Origin of the sequence: Nostoc sp. (assembly GCF_036919495.1) — a bacterium.
GTDB lineage: Bacteria > Cyanobacteriota > Cyanobacteriia > Cyanobacteriales > Nostocaceae > Nostoc.
Genome location: NZ_JBALBZ010000141.1, coordinates 34,709 through 49,844, shown reverse-complemented (window position 1 = coordinate 49,844; position 15,136 = coordinate 34,709). Strand labels below are relative to the sequence as shown.

Here is a 15,136-nt window from a genome sequence, read left to right as displayed (position 1 = left end):
GATTCCCATTTTTATTTTTAAATTACTTCACCAAGGTGTACGCTAGTCCGATAGACCATATAGACAAAACCACTCTCATCACGAAAGTGCTGATATAATTCTTGAAATCTATCAATAAGCTGTTCGTATGCCAAGCCTTCACGCGGCAAATAAGAAACACTCATTGCTCGTCCAATAAGTCCAGTTAAATCTAACTGTTGTCTATAAGTAAAATTATATTCGTGGATATTAATAAAATCGGGAGTTGCTAACAGTGGCTCTACCGACTGCATTCGGGATTCTGCTGTGTGATTATTAGATGCTTCGCGGACTATTCTGCTATATTCTGTGGTTAATGCATCTTCTCGATCGCGATTATTCCACACCACAGCCAAGCGTGCTGATGGTTTTAAAATGCGGTGAAATTCCAATAAAGTTGGTTCGGGATTGAACCAGTGGAAAGCTTGAAAACAGGTAACTAAATCAACTGAATTATCAGATAGTTGGGTAAATTCTGCTGTTCCATCACGAAACTCTATCAAAGGATGTGGTTTAGCAGCTTCTCGCATCGCCGCATTTGGTTCTATGGCTATGACATTAACCCCCCGTTCAGCTAACAATCTTGAAGCAATTCCTGTACCTGCACCAATATCTGCTGCTACGAGTTGTGAATTTTCACCTAATCCTTCCAAGATAATATTAATTGCATCTGCGGGATAACTTGGTCGATATTTTACATAATTTTCTGCTCTGTCAGAAAATCGGTTGAGTGGGTTTAAGGTATGTAAGGGACTTGTTTCAGGATTAATTTGGCTCATAGGTTTTTATATAAAAGTAGAAGTGCGACGCCGAATAGCCCGCACTTCGGCTGCGCTCAGTGACCGTCGTAGACATTGCTGTAGTTCAGAAAAGCGATATCATAACAATTAAACCGCTCCAGACAGTAACATCTACATACAATAATGGAAAGATTGCTAAACATCCACATTGAAAAACTACCAGAAGGCATTTATTTAGCAACATCTGACGATCTTCAAGGTTTAGTAGCTCAAGGACGGACTGTTTCTGAAACTTTAGAAATTGCCCGTGATGTAGCGCGTAAGTTATTAGAAGCACAATCTCAGGATGAAGAACTAGATTATTTGCAACCAATAGCTGAACAATTTAACTATCCTTTAGTTATAGGTCAATAGTCAATTAATGGGACGCCTAGCTGGGTTTAGGTACAGAGAGATTATCAAAATCTTAAAAACCTTTGGCTTTGTTTTTCATCGTCAAGCAGCAGGGAGTCATGAAATCTGGTTTAATCCTGAAACTAATCGTTACACTACTATTCCCAATCATTCTGGTGATATGCCAGAAGGAACATTACGTGCAATTTTAAAGCAAGCTGGTATTGAACCTGAAGATTTTATTAACCGCTCTTAGTAATAAAGGGCGTTTGTATTCATTTTGATTAAGCTTGTTCTTGCTATTCTAACCAAGCTACCAAATCAGCAACTTCCGAAAAATAAAGCAACTCTTCGCCCAACTCCTCTAACTGTTTAGCAGATAGATTCCTAACCTGCTCAACTAATGATACATCAGTTCTGTATAACTATGTGTCCTCAAATTCTGACCTGTAACTTCAGTTAGAGTGTTACAAATAATTGCTTTTATCAGACACTCAATGGTTACACCACCAAAGTGCATAGCCCCAACTTTCCTTATGGAGTCTAGTAGTCTTTCAGTATCAATATGGCGCTCAAGAAAAGCTGCCTGGTAATCTTCCATACTTATTAAACTTAAAGTTGAAGCTTGATCAGTATATTATTAAACCAGTATTTTTTTTACATAAAGCAATCTCCAAGCGACTCTCCATCCCTGGAGCGCCTTCGCTTTGGGGTTCCAACAAAAAAAACAGCCGCCTCCATAAAGGAAGCAGCTGTTTTACAAATTATGTAACTACAAAGTATTAGTAATCGAAGTCGCCGCCGCCAGCACCAGCGCCAGCAGGAGCGCCATCCTTAGGCTCAGGCTTGTCAACTATAATACATTCGGTTGTCAACACCATACCAGCGATAGAAGCAGCATTTTGCAGAGCAGAACGAGTCACTTTAGCAGGGTCAACAATACCAGCAGCTAACAAATCAACAAACTCGTTGGTTGCAGCGTTGTAGCCAATGTTGAAATCCTTCTCTTTGACGCGTTCAGCAATAACAGCACCATTCTGACCAGCGTTTTCAGCAATCCGCTTCAGAGGTGCGGGTAAGGCACGAACGACAATCAAAGCACCAATTAACTCTTCATCCTTAAGATTGCTCTTTGCCCAAACTTCCAATTCAGGAGCAAGGTGAGCCAGAGTTGTACCACCGCCGGGAACAATACCTTCTTCCACAGCAGCTTTGGTGGCGTTGATAGCGTCTTCTAGGCGCAACTTCTTGTCTTTCATTTCGGTTTCGGTCGCTGCACCCACTTTCACTACAGCAACACCACCAGAGAGTTTAGCAAGACGCTCTTGTAATTTCTCTTTGTCGTAAGAAGATTCGGTTTCATCGATTTGACGACGAATCTGTTCGACACGAGCCTTAACAGCAGCTTCGTTACCTTCGGCAACAATTGTGGTGCTGTCCTTAGTGATGGTGATTCGGCGAGCTTTACCCAGGCTATCTAGCTTGGTGTTATCTAGCTTCAAACCAGCATCTTCGGTGATTAGTTGACCACCAGTTAAAACAGCGATGTCTTCTAGTAGTGCTTTGCGGCGATCGCCAAAGCCAGGAGCCTTAACAGCAGCCACGTTGAGTACACCGCGCAAACGGTTTACTACCAAGGTTGCCAAAGCTTCTTTTTCAATATCTTCGGCGATAATCACCAAAGGACGACCAGCACGAGCTACTTGCTCTAACACTGGTACGAGGTCTTGTACCAAAGCGATTTTCTTATCGGTCAGCAGTATGAAAGGCTCATCAAAAACCGCTTCCATCCGCTCAGGGTCGGTAGCAAAATAAGGAGAGATGTAGCCTTTGTCAAAGCGCATCCCTTCAGTGATTTCCAACTCGGTAAACATAGATTTCCCTTCTTCTAGGGAAATTACGCCTTCCTTGCCTACCTTGTCCATTGCTTGGGCAATCATCTGACCAACTTCTTCGTCATTACCAGCCGAGATCGCACCTACTTGGGCAATGGCTTTGGAATCTTCCACTGGACGGGCGTGTTCAGCAATTTTTTCTACCAAGAAGGCAGTAGCTTTGTCAATACCGCGCTTCAGGGAAATTGCGTTAGCACCAGCTGCAACGTTCCGCAAGCCTTCTTTGACGATCGCATGAGCTAAAACGGTAGCAGTGGTAGTACCATCGCCGGCAGCATCATTGGTCTTAGAAGCAGCTTGACGAATCAGAGCTACACCAGTGTTTTCAATATGGTCTTCTAATTCGATTTCTTTGGCGATCGTTACACCGTCATTAACAATTTGTGGTGCGCCAAATTTCTTTTCTAGGACTACGTTACGACCTTTGGGGCCAAGGGTAACAGCTACAGCCTCAGCCAGGATGTCAATGCCTCGTTCCAAGGCGCGACGGGCGTTTTCGTTGTAGATAATGCGCTTTGCCATAGGTGTCTAAATTCCAGGAGTAAGTCAATTTTTTGTTGAATTAGGCATTGGGTATTGGGCATTGGGCATCCGGAAAACTCTTTCCTATTCCCCATTCCCCACTCCCCACTAGATAACGACTGCTAAAATATCTTTTTCAGAAAGCAGTACATATTCTTCGGTGCCAAGCTTGATGTCAGTGCCAGCGTACTTCGAGTACAGCACTTTATCGCCGACTTTGATTTCTAATTCCTGACGGTTTCCGTCGTCATTACGCTTGCCAGGGCCAAGAGCCACTACTTCCCCTACCTGGGGCTTTTCCTTGGCCGTATCGGGCAAATACAGACCACCTGCGGTCTTTTCCTCAGAGGCGTTCACTTTTACGAAAACGCGATCGCCTAAAGGTTTAACTGTAGAAACGCTTAGAGATAAAGCTGCCATATTATTTCTTTCCTTTAGAGATTAGCACTCTCAACTCCTGAGTGCTAATCTACCGAAAAGTAGCGTCCAATGGCAAGAATTCTTTGAGTACGGGTTCCCGAACTACAGGGTCAGAAATGTACTTAAGTATAAATGCTTAATTATTTATACTTTTCGGGTTTTGTTCCGTAAGTTACGAAGAGAGTAGGGAGTTAGGAGTTAGGAGTTAGGAGAATTCTTATTCTTCTTTCCCATTCCCTTCTATTTCCAAAGCTTGGAAATTGTTATAGAACAGTAACCAGGGAGCCGCTCGATAAGTAACAATACAGTGATCCAGTCCAGCCATCAAATCCCCAAAGCCGCTAAGTCTCTAGAACATAAAGCCCTAAGTAATTGTGTAGAAACTTTAGGACTTGCAAAAATTCAGCGACACATTTTTATTCGCGCTGACCAGACAATTGCTAGCTGCTGCTCAAAACGAGCTAGTCTGGAATCCTGGGAATACCTAAAAAAGCGACTTAAAGAGTTAAAATTTGATGAGCCGCAACAGAGTCATCCTATTCGCGTCTATAGAACTAAAAGCCAACTGCTTGCGCGTTTGTTGTTCTGGACTCATAATGGTGGTTTACCCTGATGGTGTCTGATATCGCCAAGCAAGCCCGGAATTTATTGAGCGGATCATCCAAGAACACTTGATAGGCTAATAAGGTGTAATAGGCAATAAGGTGGTAGAAGAATATGCATTTTTAATCCATCCTTTGCCAGAAACTTCCCTAGTTTCTTATAAACACCTCATAGAGGCTTAATAACCGAAGGATATGGTACAGCAGTAAGCTTTAAGAAAGTGCGGGTTGGTTTTGAGGTAGGGTCATCTTTAAGCCAATAATTACTTGTGAGTCAGAAGGATTATTATTTAATCAGTGTTTTTTCGCCCGTCACTTTCAATGCGATATATAATAGCGCATTATAGATACTACTGCTATACGTATCCTTGCTGGACTTTTGCTATCGAGCTACTAGTCTCTTGAAAGTGCCCGGCATTTTTGAGGTTTCGAGACAGCAAAGGCAACTTAAGTAGGAAAAAGGACAACATCTCGAAATAACCCACCATAGAGGATAAATATTCAAGACTTTGATGGACCGAAGCGCGACAAGTGCCACTGCTATGAAAGAGCCCAGCATGAAAGATCACAAACGACTTCTATTGATTGATGATGACCCTAACCTCATCTTGCTGGTGAAGGATTACTTAGAATTCCGGGGATACGAAGTCATCACCGCCGAAAATGGACGCGAAGCTCTGGAAATTTTAGAGCAAGATGTTCCAGACATGATTATCTGCGACGTGATGATGCCGGAAATGGACGGATATACTTTTGTAGAACAAGTCCGGCAAAACGAACGCACCAGTTGGATTCCGGTTCTTTTCCTTTCAGCTAAGGGACAAAGTGCAGACCGAGTTAAGGGTCTGAATAAAGGTGCTGATGTTTATATGGTCAAACCCTTTGAACCAGAAGAACTCGTAGCGCAAGTTGAATCCTCACTGAAACAAACTATCCGTTGGAAAGAACACCAAGCTAAAGGAGGCGAAAACGGTTCCCGCATCCAGGTTCCCTTCGATGTGCAATTAACCCCAACCGAGCTGAAAGTAGTCCAGTTCGTCGCTAGGGGTTTAGCTAACCGGGAAATTGCTGAAGAACTAAATGTTAGTCAGCGCACGGTTGAAAGCCATGTGTCCAATATGTTGGGCAAAACCAATCTCCACAACCGCACTGAACTAGCGCGGTGGGCGATTGAAAATCAAATGGCCTAAACAAAGTTAAGAGTTAAAAGTTAGGAGTTACGAATTATGAATTTTTTAACTCCTAACTCCTAACTCCTAACTAAGATTTACCACCCATCTTCTTCAGGGCTGGATTGGTGCAAAACTTCTAAATCCAGTTCATCCAGGTAGGTTAGGGCGCTTTCAATCTGAGAAACAGTACCTCGCAGTTCCAGATCGAAGCAGCTATATTGTGGCACGTTTGCGCTTACCTGAGCATCAGCAATAATGACTATGACTCCATAGTGAGAAACCAGCCGTGAAATGACTGGTTCCTCATGTAAGTCTCTAGGAATGCGAACTTGGATACGAGTTTGGGTGCGTCTATTATCTAAAATATCTGTATTAGATTTTACTTGTTTATTTGGAATTGCCATTCTAGCTTCCTACTCGACTTCTGGGATGAAGGTTTGACTTTGCACAATTCTTTTAACACTAGCGTCACTTATCCCACGCAGGCAAGCAAGAAAGTATTTGCCTTGGCAAACCATTAATCTAAATGTAGTAAATGTGAATAATTGCTCATAATTCGGTAGTTATGAGGTTAATTGTTATTAGCGGTTTTCGAGCAGATTTAATATAGCTAATCTGTAGGGTTACAATAATTGTTGCAACCCTAATTTATTGTGTATAAAATTTAAACCTCACCCCCAACCCCTCTCCTTATTGCGTCAGCAAATACGGGGTGAGGTTCAGACTGCATGGTAAGTGAGAACCGCTAAATGGATTAATGATACCCGATTAGTATCACAAAGCGAGAATTTAGATAAAGTTATAAGTGAAATAGAAAGTTTAAAAATTAGACTTCGTGATTTTAAGGATCGAAAACCTTTTTGAACTAATTATTTTAAATCAAATGAACATAAACCCATAGCATTCGGTTAGGCTTCGTTACTTAACCCAACACTAACAAATTTAATTTTATCAGCAATACGTGATACCTATTCTTTCAAGCTGCGATGTATGACAACATCTGTAAATTCATTGCCGAAAACTTTAAAGATGATTTAGTAACTTGGTTACTAGGCTCACCGATTAAATTAACAGAACTTAGTCCTACTGAATTATCAAGCGAACCAATTCGCGCCGATTCATTAATTTTATTGCAATCTGATGATTTAGTTCTACATACCGAATTTCAAACCGATCCTGACGAGGATATCCCCTTTCGGATATTAGCCCTCTTCTAAGAAACAGAAATGTTTCTTAGAAGAGGGCTAATAAGTCCAGTTCTGCTTAGTCTGCAAACTATAGGTTCCATCTTTCACATTCACCCGCTCAGGAATCAGATTTAAATCTCTAAATATATTTGCCTGATGCTGTAGAGCATCGAGCGATTGGTCGTCAATCGGAATGATGGCGCGTTCGCCGCTATGTTTCTGTAAAATTTCTACGATGGATGGATCAATTTCATGGTGTTTAGCCAATCGTTGAACGGCTTCTAATTCCTGTTTCTTAGCCCAAGTTCCAGCTTCGTTGACCTCTTCTAAAATCACCTTAAGCAAGTCGGGATAGTCGCGTACCAGTTCTGGAATCGCGTAGTAATAAGTGGGAACTTCCACGGAGGTTTTGTCACCAAATATGCTCTCTAGGTCTGTAATTGATCGCCCTGGGTAAGCGCTTCGGGCTTGAGTCGCTGTGTAGGGAACCCAAATCACCCAAGCATCGATTTCACCCCGGCAAAATTGGGGCAGCGCCTCCGGTTGTGTCAGATAAACTGGCTCGATGTCACTAAAATCTAGACCGACTTTTGCCAGCGATCGCACAAGTATATAATGTGCGCTTGAGCCTTTGTCAAAAGCGATCTTTTTGCCCTTCAGGTCTGCTAGTGTCTGAATCGGCGAATCTTCTGGCACCAAAATCGCTTGACCTTTGGGAGCGGTATATTTTTCTTTCGCCACCCGCACAAATACATGATCCGCCGCTTGAGAGAAGATGCTGGCTGTGCCACCACCGCCGCAGAAGTCAATCATCCCGTTGCTAAGTGCTTCTATCAGAGAAGAGGCTGATAAAAAGCTTGTCCAGGTGATAGTCAGCCCATAAGGTCGCAAACGCGTTTCCAGCAAGCCTTGAGTCCGGAGAACTTCCAGATTTGTCATCCCCTCTGGATATCCAATTTTGAGTTGCTTCAGCCGCCGCGCTTGCTCTGCTAAAGGCGTGTTGCTAGATTGAGCAGAACGCTGAGAAAACCAGCGATCCAAAATTACACAGAAAATTATTCCCCCCATAAACAGTCCCACAGTTTCCAATAACTGGATTGTGGATCTTTCGGATAGTTGAAACTGATTACCAGATTCAGAAGCAGCAATAGCATGACCGTCAAAAACTAGAGGCAAGACCAAAATCGAGACAAGTCCAATGCAAAATCGAACTGCAAACCTGTAGGTAGCCGATCTACGAGTGACTGATCTGAGCGACCGTAAGATATTTTGACCTGTGCATCTAGGCAGAAGGTCAATCAAACGGCTAATCATAATGACTCCTTTGATAAATTAGGTGATGCAAATTGCCGGATGAATTGGAGATGGGGGATAAAGTCAAAGCACCGTTTGACATATATAAACTACCAAACTTGCTCCCTTGTTACACTCAATATGCGATACTCACATTATCATACCGATATTGTGGTAATTCTCTACAAAGGTTGAGCGAGCGCTAGTTTTGGTCATCAGATAGGTGTTGAGTGAGGAATGGTGATGGATTGGTTAATTGCAACAATTAAGATTGGGCTAGCTGCGGCTGTGGCAACAACATTTGATGACAATATTTATTTGACTGCCTTCTTCAGTGACGTCAATCGGACTTTTCGTCCTCAACATGTTGTAGTTGGTGAGATTCTAGGGTTCACGGCATTAATAATAGTAAGTTTACTTGGTTTCTTACTGGGTCTAGCAATTCCATCAACTTGGACTGGTTTACTGGGGATTCTGCCGATACTCATTGGCTTGAACAATTTGCTCAACCTGAATAAGGATGACTCAGCCGAAGATAAATCAGCCAATCTGAAAAGAAACTCTAAATTTCGAGGATTTGATTCCAGAAAGCGATCGCTCTGGGACGTAATCCGCGATCCCCAGACCTATCGCGTCTCCTCGGTCACAATTGCCAACGGTGGCAACAATCTTGGCATCTATATCCCCCTATTTGCCACTAGCTCAATCCAAAATCTCACTGTGATCGTACCAGTTTGCTATTTCATTGTTTTTTGCTGGCTGTTTATGTCCTATAATCTGACTCGTTTACCTGGTATCGCTTTGATACTCAGCCGTTATGCTAGCAAGATTTTCCCCTTCGTTCTGATGTGGCTGGGTTTCAGAATTCTGGTAGACAGCGAATCTTATCGTATTTTTCTCCCCAAAACTTGACGGGTTTTAAGGTGGTAAATTTTCATGCAAGAAGTACGTAGCTCTACAAAAGTTAATGCAAGAGTTTAAAAGCCTAATCAGCCGATTAGCAAGATTGTTTCGCAACGGTCGAGACAATTGGAAAGATAGAGCTTTGGAAAAACAGAAAAAACTTAGAGCATTAGAAATAAAAGTCAGAGATACGAATATTTCCCATACCCGTCATCAATTGCACGAGTTGTTCAAAAGCCAACCCAAAACCCGCATGGGGGACAGTTCAATAACTATATAAATAAATGATGGATATGAGAATACCTAATTTTTATCAATTCATCTGGATTTCTCTTTATCCACAAAACTCAAAAACCTGGCGATTAGAAATGGCCAGGTCTAAAATTTAAACTAAAATTCAGCACTTTGTGGTGTACGCGGAAAGGGAATCACATCACGAATATTTCCCATACCCGTCATAAATTGCACAAGTCGTTCAAAACCTAACCCAAAACCAGCGTGGGGAACAGTACCATAACGACGCAAATCAAGATACCACCACAAGTCTTCTGGCTTTAATCCTTGCGCTAATACCCGGCGTTCTAATACTTCTAGGCGTTCTTCACGCTGTGAACCACCTACAATTTCGCCAATTTTTGGTGCGAGAATATCCATTGCGCGGACGGTTTTTTCATCGTCGTTCAAGCGCATATAAAAGGCTTTGATTTGTGCTGGATAATCTGTGACGATCGCAGGCTTTTTAAATAATTGTTCAGCTAAGTATCGTTCGTGTTCTGATTGTAAATCTAAACCCCAACTCACAGGATATTCAAATTTCACATCAGCTTTTTCTAAAAGTGCGATCGCTTCTGTATAAGTTAACCGTTCAAACTGATTATTAATAATATTTTCGGCTGTCGCCAACACAGATTTATCAATGCGTTCATTGAAAAATTCCATATCTTCTGGGCAAGTTTCCAATACATATTTAAAAATGTGTTTGAGGAACGCCTCAGCTAAATCCATATCGCCTTCTAAGTCACAAAAAGCCATTTCTGGCTCAACCATCCAAAATTCTGCTAAGTGGCGGGAGGTGTTGGAATTTTCTGCACGGAAGGTAGGGCCAAAGGTGTAGACGTTAGAAAACGCCATTGCCATCACTTCCGCTTCCAACTGGCCGCTAACTGTTAAATATGTGGGTTTAGCAAAAAAGTCTTGGCTGTAATCTACTGCTTGGTTTTCTGTACGGGGAATATTCTTTAAATCTAAACTGGTAACGCTAAACAGTTCACCCGCACCTTCGCAATCGCTAGCGGTGATGATCGGTGTGTGTACCCACAAAAAACCTCTTTCTTGGAAAAATTGGTGAATTGCTGTCGAACAAGCATTTCTGATGCGGAAAACTGCACCAAAAGAATTAGTCCGCGATCGCAAATGTCCAATGGTTCGCAAAAACTCAAAGGAATGGCGTTTCTTTTGCAGGGGATATGTATCGGGATCAGCTTCGCCGTAAACTTTCACTGTCTCGGCTTTCAACTCAATTCGCTGTCCTTTACCAAGAGAAGCCACTAGTACCCCTGTCACCTCGACAGCAGCACCTGTATTCAGTTTTTTCAATATAGCTTCGTAATCTGGCAAATCCTGATTAATGACGACTTGCAAATTAGCTAGTGATGAGCCGTCATTGACTTCAATAAAAGCAAACCCTTTGGACTCGCGTTTCGTCCGCACCCAGCCTTGAACTTGGAGGAACTCATCAGGTTGGCCACTTCGCAATATTTCTGCAATCCGTCGATTTACCATATTTACCCAGCATAAGACTTTAATATCCAGCCTATGATAACGCCCATTCCACCAAAGCGGACGACTTGCCAGAAAGGTTTTTTGAGGCTACGCCAAGAAAATAACTGGCTTTCTAAGTTTAGTTCTAGCCTTTCTAACTGCTGTTGAATGTGCCGTAACTCTGCTTTGATTTCTGGTGTCTGATATCTATTGTGCTTTAGTTGATCCCGGCGCTGTTGCCATTGTGCCTGTTGTTGGCGATCGCGTAGCACTTGATCGTAACGTTCTTTTAAGGATAGGAGCGATCGCTCTACTTCCTCTAGTTCTTGTTCAAAATCTGGTTCGGGATTTTCTGCTGACGGCTGTGATTGTTTAGGCGGCTTCATTTACAAGTAGTAAAGTAGAAGTAAATGCAAATGTGCCAATAGTTATGTCTCAATCTACCCAGCTGCCGAAAACCAGTCAACTGAATGAACTTAGTACTCTAGAACTAGCTCAAGCCCTCATGGAAAGACTGAGCATTTCCCCTAACGATTGGCATCGCCTCAAGTCTAACCGCAATTCCCGCGCTAATGAACAAGTGGCAGCAGCGATTGTATATCTTTTAAAGAATCAGCCACAAGAAGCTCAAGCTAGATTAGAACAGGCAATTGGTTGGTTAGATCGCTCCATTTATGCCCCTCCTTGTCCGACTCACGGTAAGTAGGGAGTAGGGAGTAGGGAATAAAATCAATCAACTAAGCTGTTGCGCCTTTAATTTGCACTAATATTTTTTCAAGATGATTGTGGGGTGGGCATCCTGCCCGCCCTGATAATGCAAGTTATATACGTAAAAGCTTAATAACTTTCCCCACTCCCCACTCACCTCTTATCGCCGCAGAGATAATCCCCGGCGAGTTTCCATTTGTTTACAAAGCCTTAATTCTGTGCCTTTGCGGTTCCACTCTACCTGATCAAAGATTTGATGCAGAAGACATAAACCACGACCATTTTCTGATTCATCTGGTGGGAGATAGTCTGTTGGTTCTTCTTCATTACTAGATGAAGGAGTAAAGCCGCTACCCTGGTCTGATATTATCCACCAATATTGATTATCTATTAAGGAAAAACGGACTACAACTGTTTTACTGGGATCGAGATTATTGCCATGTTTAGCTGCGTTTACGAGGGCTTCTTGAAGCCCTAGCCGCAGTTCTGCTTGTAATTTGGCTGGAATTTCTGCCAACAGTAAATCTAAGATTGGACAAAGGTAGAGGGTTGAGGCGAAGCTAATAGTGCCCCAATAACGTGCAACTGGACGGAGTGAAATTGTAATCACAAGAGAAACCCCATAGCTTTCAGTTAGCTAGACATCAGTTTGCTATTACAGGCACCCTGATAAAATTGAGGTGGTCATGCTGCCTTCAAACTTGCGTCTTTAAAACTAAATTTTGAAAATGCTAGGGAGCATTAGCTCTATAGTATGAGTTTGGATTGTTTAGATAGATAACGGCTGGAATAGTTTTGATAATGAATTAAGCAACTTAAAAAGATGCTAGTAATTTGACAGAGTATTGCAATACTCAAGTTAATTGCCGATTTGCCATTTACACAATCCAATTCATATTTTTAAGAACCTATGCAGCTTGAATTTATTTAAACAAAATGAATTTTTATTTTTGCCTTAATTCAATTTTAGCATCTTTAGTATGCACTAGACTAAAAATTTCAAATTTCAGTTTTTGCAAAGGAATTACTATCCTTGTCCAAATGTGATAGCACAAGAAATGCGGCAGCTTCAACATGAGCAGTTTGAGGAAAAAAATCAGCAGGTTGTACCCGTGTGATAGTATATTGCCCATCTTGACAAAGCAATTTCAGGTCGCGGGCGAGGGTGGCTACTTTACAACTGACGTAAACGATCCGAGATGGTTTCAATTGCCGTAAAGTATCGATGACTGCGCGATCGCACCCCTTACGTGGTGGATCGAGTATTACTACTTCTGGTATTGTGCCCATTTTGGGAAGCAATTTCTCTACTGCCCCGACTTGGAATGTTACGTTATCAATTCCGTTGCGGTGGGCATTCAAAATAGCTTGTTCCACTGCTGCTGGTTGCACTTCTAATCCTGTAGCAATCCGTACTTTTTTGGCGAGGGGTAAAGTTAAAGTCCCAATACCACAATAGGCATCAACTAGCAACTCATGCCCTTGAAGATTGAGTTCTGATTGAATTATCTGCAATAGTGCCTCTGCTGTTTCTGTATACACTTGGAAAAATGTATCTGGGCGCACTTGAAATTCTAGTCCAGCAAACTTTTCACGCAGGTGGGGGACTCCAGCGATGCAACGGGTTTCTGATCCAAAGATAGCATTTGTGCGATCGCTATTGCGGTTGAGTGATACTCCTACTAACTGCGGATAACGCTTTAACCATTCTTGCGCTTGGGTTTCAATTCCTGATAGATTCCAGTCTTTCACTACCAAAGTCAGCAACATTTCTCCAGTGTGTCGGCCAATGCGTAAACTAAGATGGCGAATTTGTCCAAGATGGTGCTGTTCGTCATAGATTCGCCAACCTTGTTGTTGGATATCCTGCTTAACTTCGGCAAGTAAGGGATTTAATCGTGAATCTTGGACTGGACATTGATTTAAATTAATTAATTGGTGACTACCTTTTTGGTAGTAACCAGCTTGTACCTGTCCCGTTGCCGATGTACCCAAAGGATATGTAGATTTATTACGATAGCCGAAAGCAGAAGCGGCGGCGAGTACGGGATCTACCCGTGGTTGGACAAAACCGCCAATGCGCTCCATTGCTTGGATAACTTGATTTTGCTTGGCTACTAGCTGGTAATCATAATTAACATGCTGCCACTGGCAACCACCGCACTTATCCGCCACAATACAACTAGGTCGGATACGGTGGGGAGATGGTTCCAATAGCTCCTGGAGCTTCCCGTGGGCGTATTTTGGTTTAACATGAACTAAGCGGATAATAGCGCGATCGCCTGGTACTGTATCTGGGACAAACACTACACGCTCATCAGCGCGTCCCACACCTTCACCTGTATCACTCAGGTTAGCGATCGTCACTTCAATTAATTCACCCTGTTGCCAAATTGTTTTAGTCATTGGTCATTTATTATTGAGAATTGGGCATGGGGCATTGGGCATGGGGCAGGAGGTAGAAGTTCTTTAATTTTGAATTTTGAATTTTGAATTGATTTCTCCCGACTCCCCACTCCCTAAATAGATAAATTCAATACATAACTAGCTCCGATCCCTTCACTTGTGTACCTCCAACTCGCTAAACTAACAGATAATATTTCAGGTGATTTCAATAATCATGACTGTAATTAGCCAAGTTATTCTCAAAGCCGACGACGAACTGCGTTATCCCAGCAGTGGCGAACTTAAAAACATCAAAGACTTTTTGGAAACCGGCGTACAACGGACGCGGATTGCGGCTACCTTAGCCGAAAACGAAAAAAAGATAGTTCAAGAAGCAACCAAACAACTTTGGCAGAAGCGTCCTGACTTTATCTCCCCCGGAGGTAATGCTTACGGCGAACGCCAACGCTCTCTATGTATCCGCGATTTTGGCTGGTACTTGCGTCTAATTACCTATGGTGTACTTGCCGGCGATAAAGAGCCAATTGAAAAAATTGGTTTGATTGGTGTGCGGGAAATGTACAACTCATTGGGCGTTCCCGTACCTGGAATGGTAGAAGCGATCAATTCCCTCAAAACAGCCTCCCTTAGCTTACTGAGTGCAGAAGACGCTGCCGAAGCAGCACCCTACTTTGATTACATCATTCAAGCGATGTCTTAATACAAAGTGTGTGCTGGTTTTAGGAGTATACTTCCGGTCTACTAAAATGAGTGCAATAAGCGCTCGATAGGCATAAGATACCCAATTTGATCATACCTTCCCCACCTTTGGTAGTGGCTATGGCTAAATCTCTGTCAAGTTACTAACCAGTTGTGGGGAAATTTATTTAAGTATATTTATGGGGCATTTCTCAAAAGATGAAGAACATATGGACATAAAAAACCGACAGTCCTTGATTAAGGCTGTCGGCTATTAAGTGTGTTCCCTATTAATGACTCGGCTAGAGTTCAGTTGTCATTAATTATGCCTAGCTAGCGATCGCAAAGTGACGATCCTAATCATAGATATGTGTGATTCTCGTCACATGATTATTACAACTAAACTGCATATAGCAGAATAATTTCTGACCATCAGTA

19 protein-coding genes and 1 pseudogene are annotated in these 15,136 nt (G+C 42.4%); 9 read left to right on the top strand and 11 right to left on the bottom strand.

The features are described 5' to 3' along the window. Window positions 1–17 precede the first annotated feature (17 nt). On the bottom strand, window positions 18–797 hold the full coding sequence (locus V7K25_RS19720; RefSeq protein ID WP_335160187.1) for a class I SAM-dependent methyltransferase: 780 nt from the start codon (window positions 795–797) through the stop codon (window positions 18–20). A gap of 144 nt (window positions 798–941) precedes the next feature. Here V7K25_RS19720 and V7K25_RS19715 point away from each other — a divergent pair, with 144 nt between their 5' ends. Both V7K25_RS19715 and V7K25_RS19710 read left to right on the top strand, forming a co-directional pair. Continuing rightward, a complete protein-coding gene (locus V7K25_RS19715) occupies window positions 942–1,172 on the top strand; it encodes a type II toxin-antitoxin system HicB family antitoxin (protein WP_335160186.1) in 231 nt (76 codons plus the stop codon). Between the two features lie 7 nt (window positions 1,173–1,179). Further along, window positions 1,180–1,407 (top strand): type II toxin-antitoxin system HicA family toxin, encoded by a 228-nt coding sequence (locus V7K25_RS19710; RefSeq protein ID WP_335160185.1) that lies wholly within the window; start codon window positions 1,180–1,182, stop codon window positions 1,405–1,407. 43 nt (window positions 1,408–1,450) lie between these two features. Here the strand turns inward: V7K25_RS19710 and V7K25_RS19705 are convergent, their stop codons facing one another. The 4 genes from V7K25_RS19705 to groES all read right to left on the bottom strand — a co-directional run bounded on the left by V7K25_RS19705 (window position 1,451) and on the right by groES (window position 3,988). After that, the gene (locus tag V7K25_RS19705; protein WP_335160239.1) at window positions 1,451–1,510 is read right to left on the bottom strand and encodes a hypothetical protein; all 60 of its coding nucleotides are present in this window, start codon (window positions 1,508–1,510) and stop codon (window positions 1,451–1,453) included. A gap of 41 nt (window positions 1,511–1,551) precedes the next feature. Next, window positions 1,552–1,752 carry a hypothetical protein gene (locus V7K25_RS19700; RefSeq protein WP_335160184.1) on the bottom strand — a complete coding sequence of 67 codons (201 nt, stop codon included), beginning with the start codon at window positions 1,750–1,752 and terminating at the stop codon, window positions 1,552–1,554. Between the two features lie 181 nt (window positions 1,753–1,933). Next, window positions 1,934–3,568, bottom strand: coding sequence for a chaperonin GroEL (groL, locus tag V7K25_RS19695; RefSeq protein ID WP_335160183.1), 1,635 nt, complete (start codon window positions 3,566–3,568; stop codon window positions 1,934–1,936). 108 nt (window positions 3,569–3,676) lie between these two features. Further along, window positions 3,677–3,988: a co-chaperone GroES gene (gene groES, locus V7K25_RS19690; protein WP_100898362.1), complete on the bottom strand. Its 312-nt coding sequence runs from the start codon at window positions 3,986–3,988 to the stop codon at window positions 3,677–3,679. 307 nt (window positions 3,989–4,295) lie between these two features. Between groES and V7K25_RS19685 the strand changes: the two genes are divergently transcribed. Together V7K25_RS19685 and V7K25_RS19680 are read left to right on the top strand one after the other, a co-directional pair. Beyond that, window positions 4,296–4,601: a hypothetical protein gene (locus V7K25_RS19685; protein WP_335160182.1), complete on the top strand. Its 306-nt coding sequence runs from the start codon at window positions 4,296–4,298 to the stop codon at window positions 4,599–4,601. A 501-nt stretch (window positions 4,602–5,102) separates the two neighbouring features. Further along, window positions 5,103–5,780 (top strand): response regulator transcription factor, encoded by a 678-nt coding sequence (locus V7K25_RS19680; RefSeq protein WP_012407592.1) that lies wholly within the window; start codon window positions 5,103–5,105, stop codon window positions 5,778–5,780. A gap of 77 nt (window positions 5,781–5,857) precedes the next feature. Here the strand turns inward: V7K25_RS19680 and V7K25_RS19675 are convergent, their stop codons facing one another. Next, window positions 5,858–6,166 carry an NIL domain-containing protein gene (locus V7K25_RS19675; protein ID WP_335160181.1) on the bottom strand — a complete coding sequence of 103 codons (309 nt, stop codon included), beginning with the start codon at window positions 6,164–6,166 and terminating at the stop codon, window positions 5,858–5,860. Between the two features lie 582 nt (window positions 6,167–6,748). Here V7K25_RS19675 and V7K25_RS19670 point away from each other — a divergent pair. Further along, window positions 6,749–6,967 (top strand): annotated as a pseudogene (locus V7K25_RS19670) (Rpn family recombination-promoting nuclease/putative transposase); the annotation flags it as partial. 39 nt (window positions 6,968–7,006) lie between these two features. Here V7K25_RS19670 and V7K25_RS19665 read toward each other — a convergent pair. Beyond that, the gene (locus V7K25_RS19665; RefSeq protein ID WP_335160180.1) at window positions 7,007–8,125 is read right to left on the bottom strand and encodes an aliphatic sulfonate ABC transporter substrate-binding protein; all 1,119 of its coding nucleotides are present in this window, start codon (window positions 8,123–8,125) and stop codon (window positions 7,007–7,009) included. A gap of 360 nt (window positions 8,126–8,485) precedes the next feature. Between V7K25_RS19665 and V7K25_RS19660 the strand changes: the two genes are divergently transcribed. Together V7K25_RS19660 and V7K25_RS19655 are read left to right on the top strand one after the other, a co-directional pair. Then, window positions 8,486–9,154 (top strand): cadmium resistance transporter, encoded by a 669-nt coding sequence (locus V7K25_RS19660; protein WP_335160179.1) that lies wholly within the window; start codon window positions 8,486–8,488, stop codon window positions 9,152–9,154. 55 nt (window positions 9,155–9,209) lie between these two features. Further along, a complete protein-coding gene (locus V7K25_RS19655) occupies window positions 9,210–9,425 on the top strand; it encodes a hypothetical protein (RefSeq protein ID WP_335160178.1) in 216 nt (71 codons plus the stop codon). A 110-nt stretch (window positions 9,426–9,535) separates the two neighbouring features. Here the strand turns inward: V7K25_RS19655 and asnS are convergent, their stop codons facing one another. Continuing rightward, window positions 9,536–10,927: an asparagine--tRNA ligase gene (gene asnS, locus V7K25_RS19650; RefSeq protein ID WP_335160177.1), complete on the bottom strand. Its 1,392-nt coding sequence runs from the start codon at window positions 10,925–10,927 to the stop codon at window positions 9,536–9,538. 2 nt (window positions 10,928–10,929) lie between these two features. After that, window positions 10,930–11,292 carry a hypothetical protein gene (locus V7K25_RS19645; protein ID WP_335160176.1) on the bottom strand — a complete coding sequence of 121 codons (363 nt, stop codon included), beginning with the start codon at window positions 11,290–11,292 and terminating at the stop codon, window positions 10,930–10,932. Between the two features lie 44 nt (window positions 11,293–11,336). Here V7K25_RS19645 and V7K25_RS19640 point away from each other — a divergent pair, with 44 nt between their 5' ends. Continuing rightward, window positions 11,337–11,612, top strand: coding sequence for a DUF6439 family protein (locus tag V7K25_RS19640; RefSeq protein ID WP_335160175.1), 276 nt, complete (start codon window positions 11,337–11,339; stop codon window positions 11,610–11,612). A gap of 162 nt (window positions 11,613–11,774) precedes the next feature. Here V7K25_RS19640 and V7K25_RS19635 read toward each other — a convergent pair whose 3' ends face one another. Continuing rightward, window positions 11,775–12,224, bottom strand: coding sequence for an ATP-binding protein (locus V7K25_RS19635; RefSeq protein WP_118168487.1), 450 nt, complete (start codon window positions 12,222–12,224; stop codon window positions 11,775–11,777). A gap of 389 nt (window positions 12,225–12,613) precedes the next feature. Beyond that, window positions 12,614–14,020 (bottom strand): 23S rRNA (uracil(1939)-C(5))-methyltransferase RlmD, encoded by a 1,407-nt coding sequence (gene rlmD / locus V7K25_RS19630; protein ID WP_335160174.1) that lies wholly within the window; start codon window positions 14,018–14,020, stop codon window positions 12,614–12,616. 214 nt (window positions 14,021–14,234) lie between these two features. On the opposite strand from rlmD, the gene V7K25_RS19625 reads away from it, so the two are divergent. Further along, window positions 14,235–14,720 carry an allophycocyanin subunit alpha-B gene (locus tag V7K25_RS19625; RefSeq protein ID WP_109007747.1) on the top strand — a complete coding sequence of 162 codons (486 nt, stop codon included), beginning with the start codon at window positions 14,235–14,237 and terminating at the stop codon, window positions 14,718–14,720. Window positions 14,721–15,136: the final 416 nt, after the last annotated feature.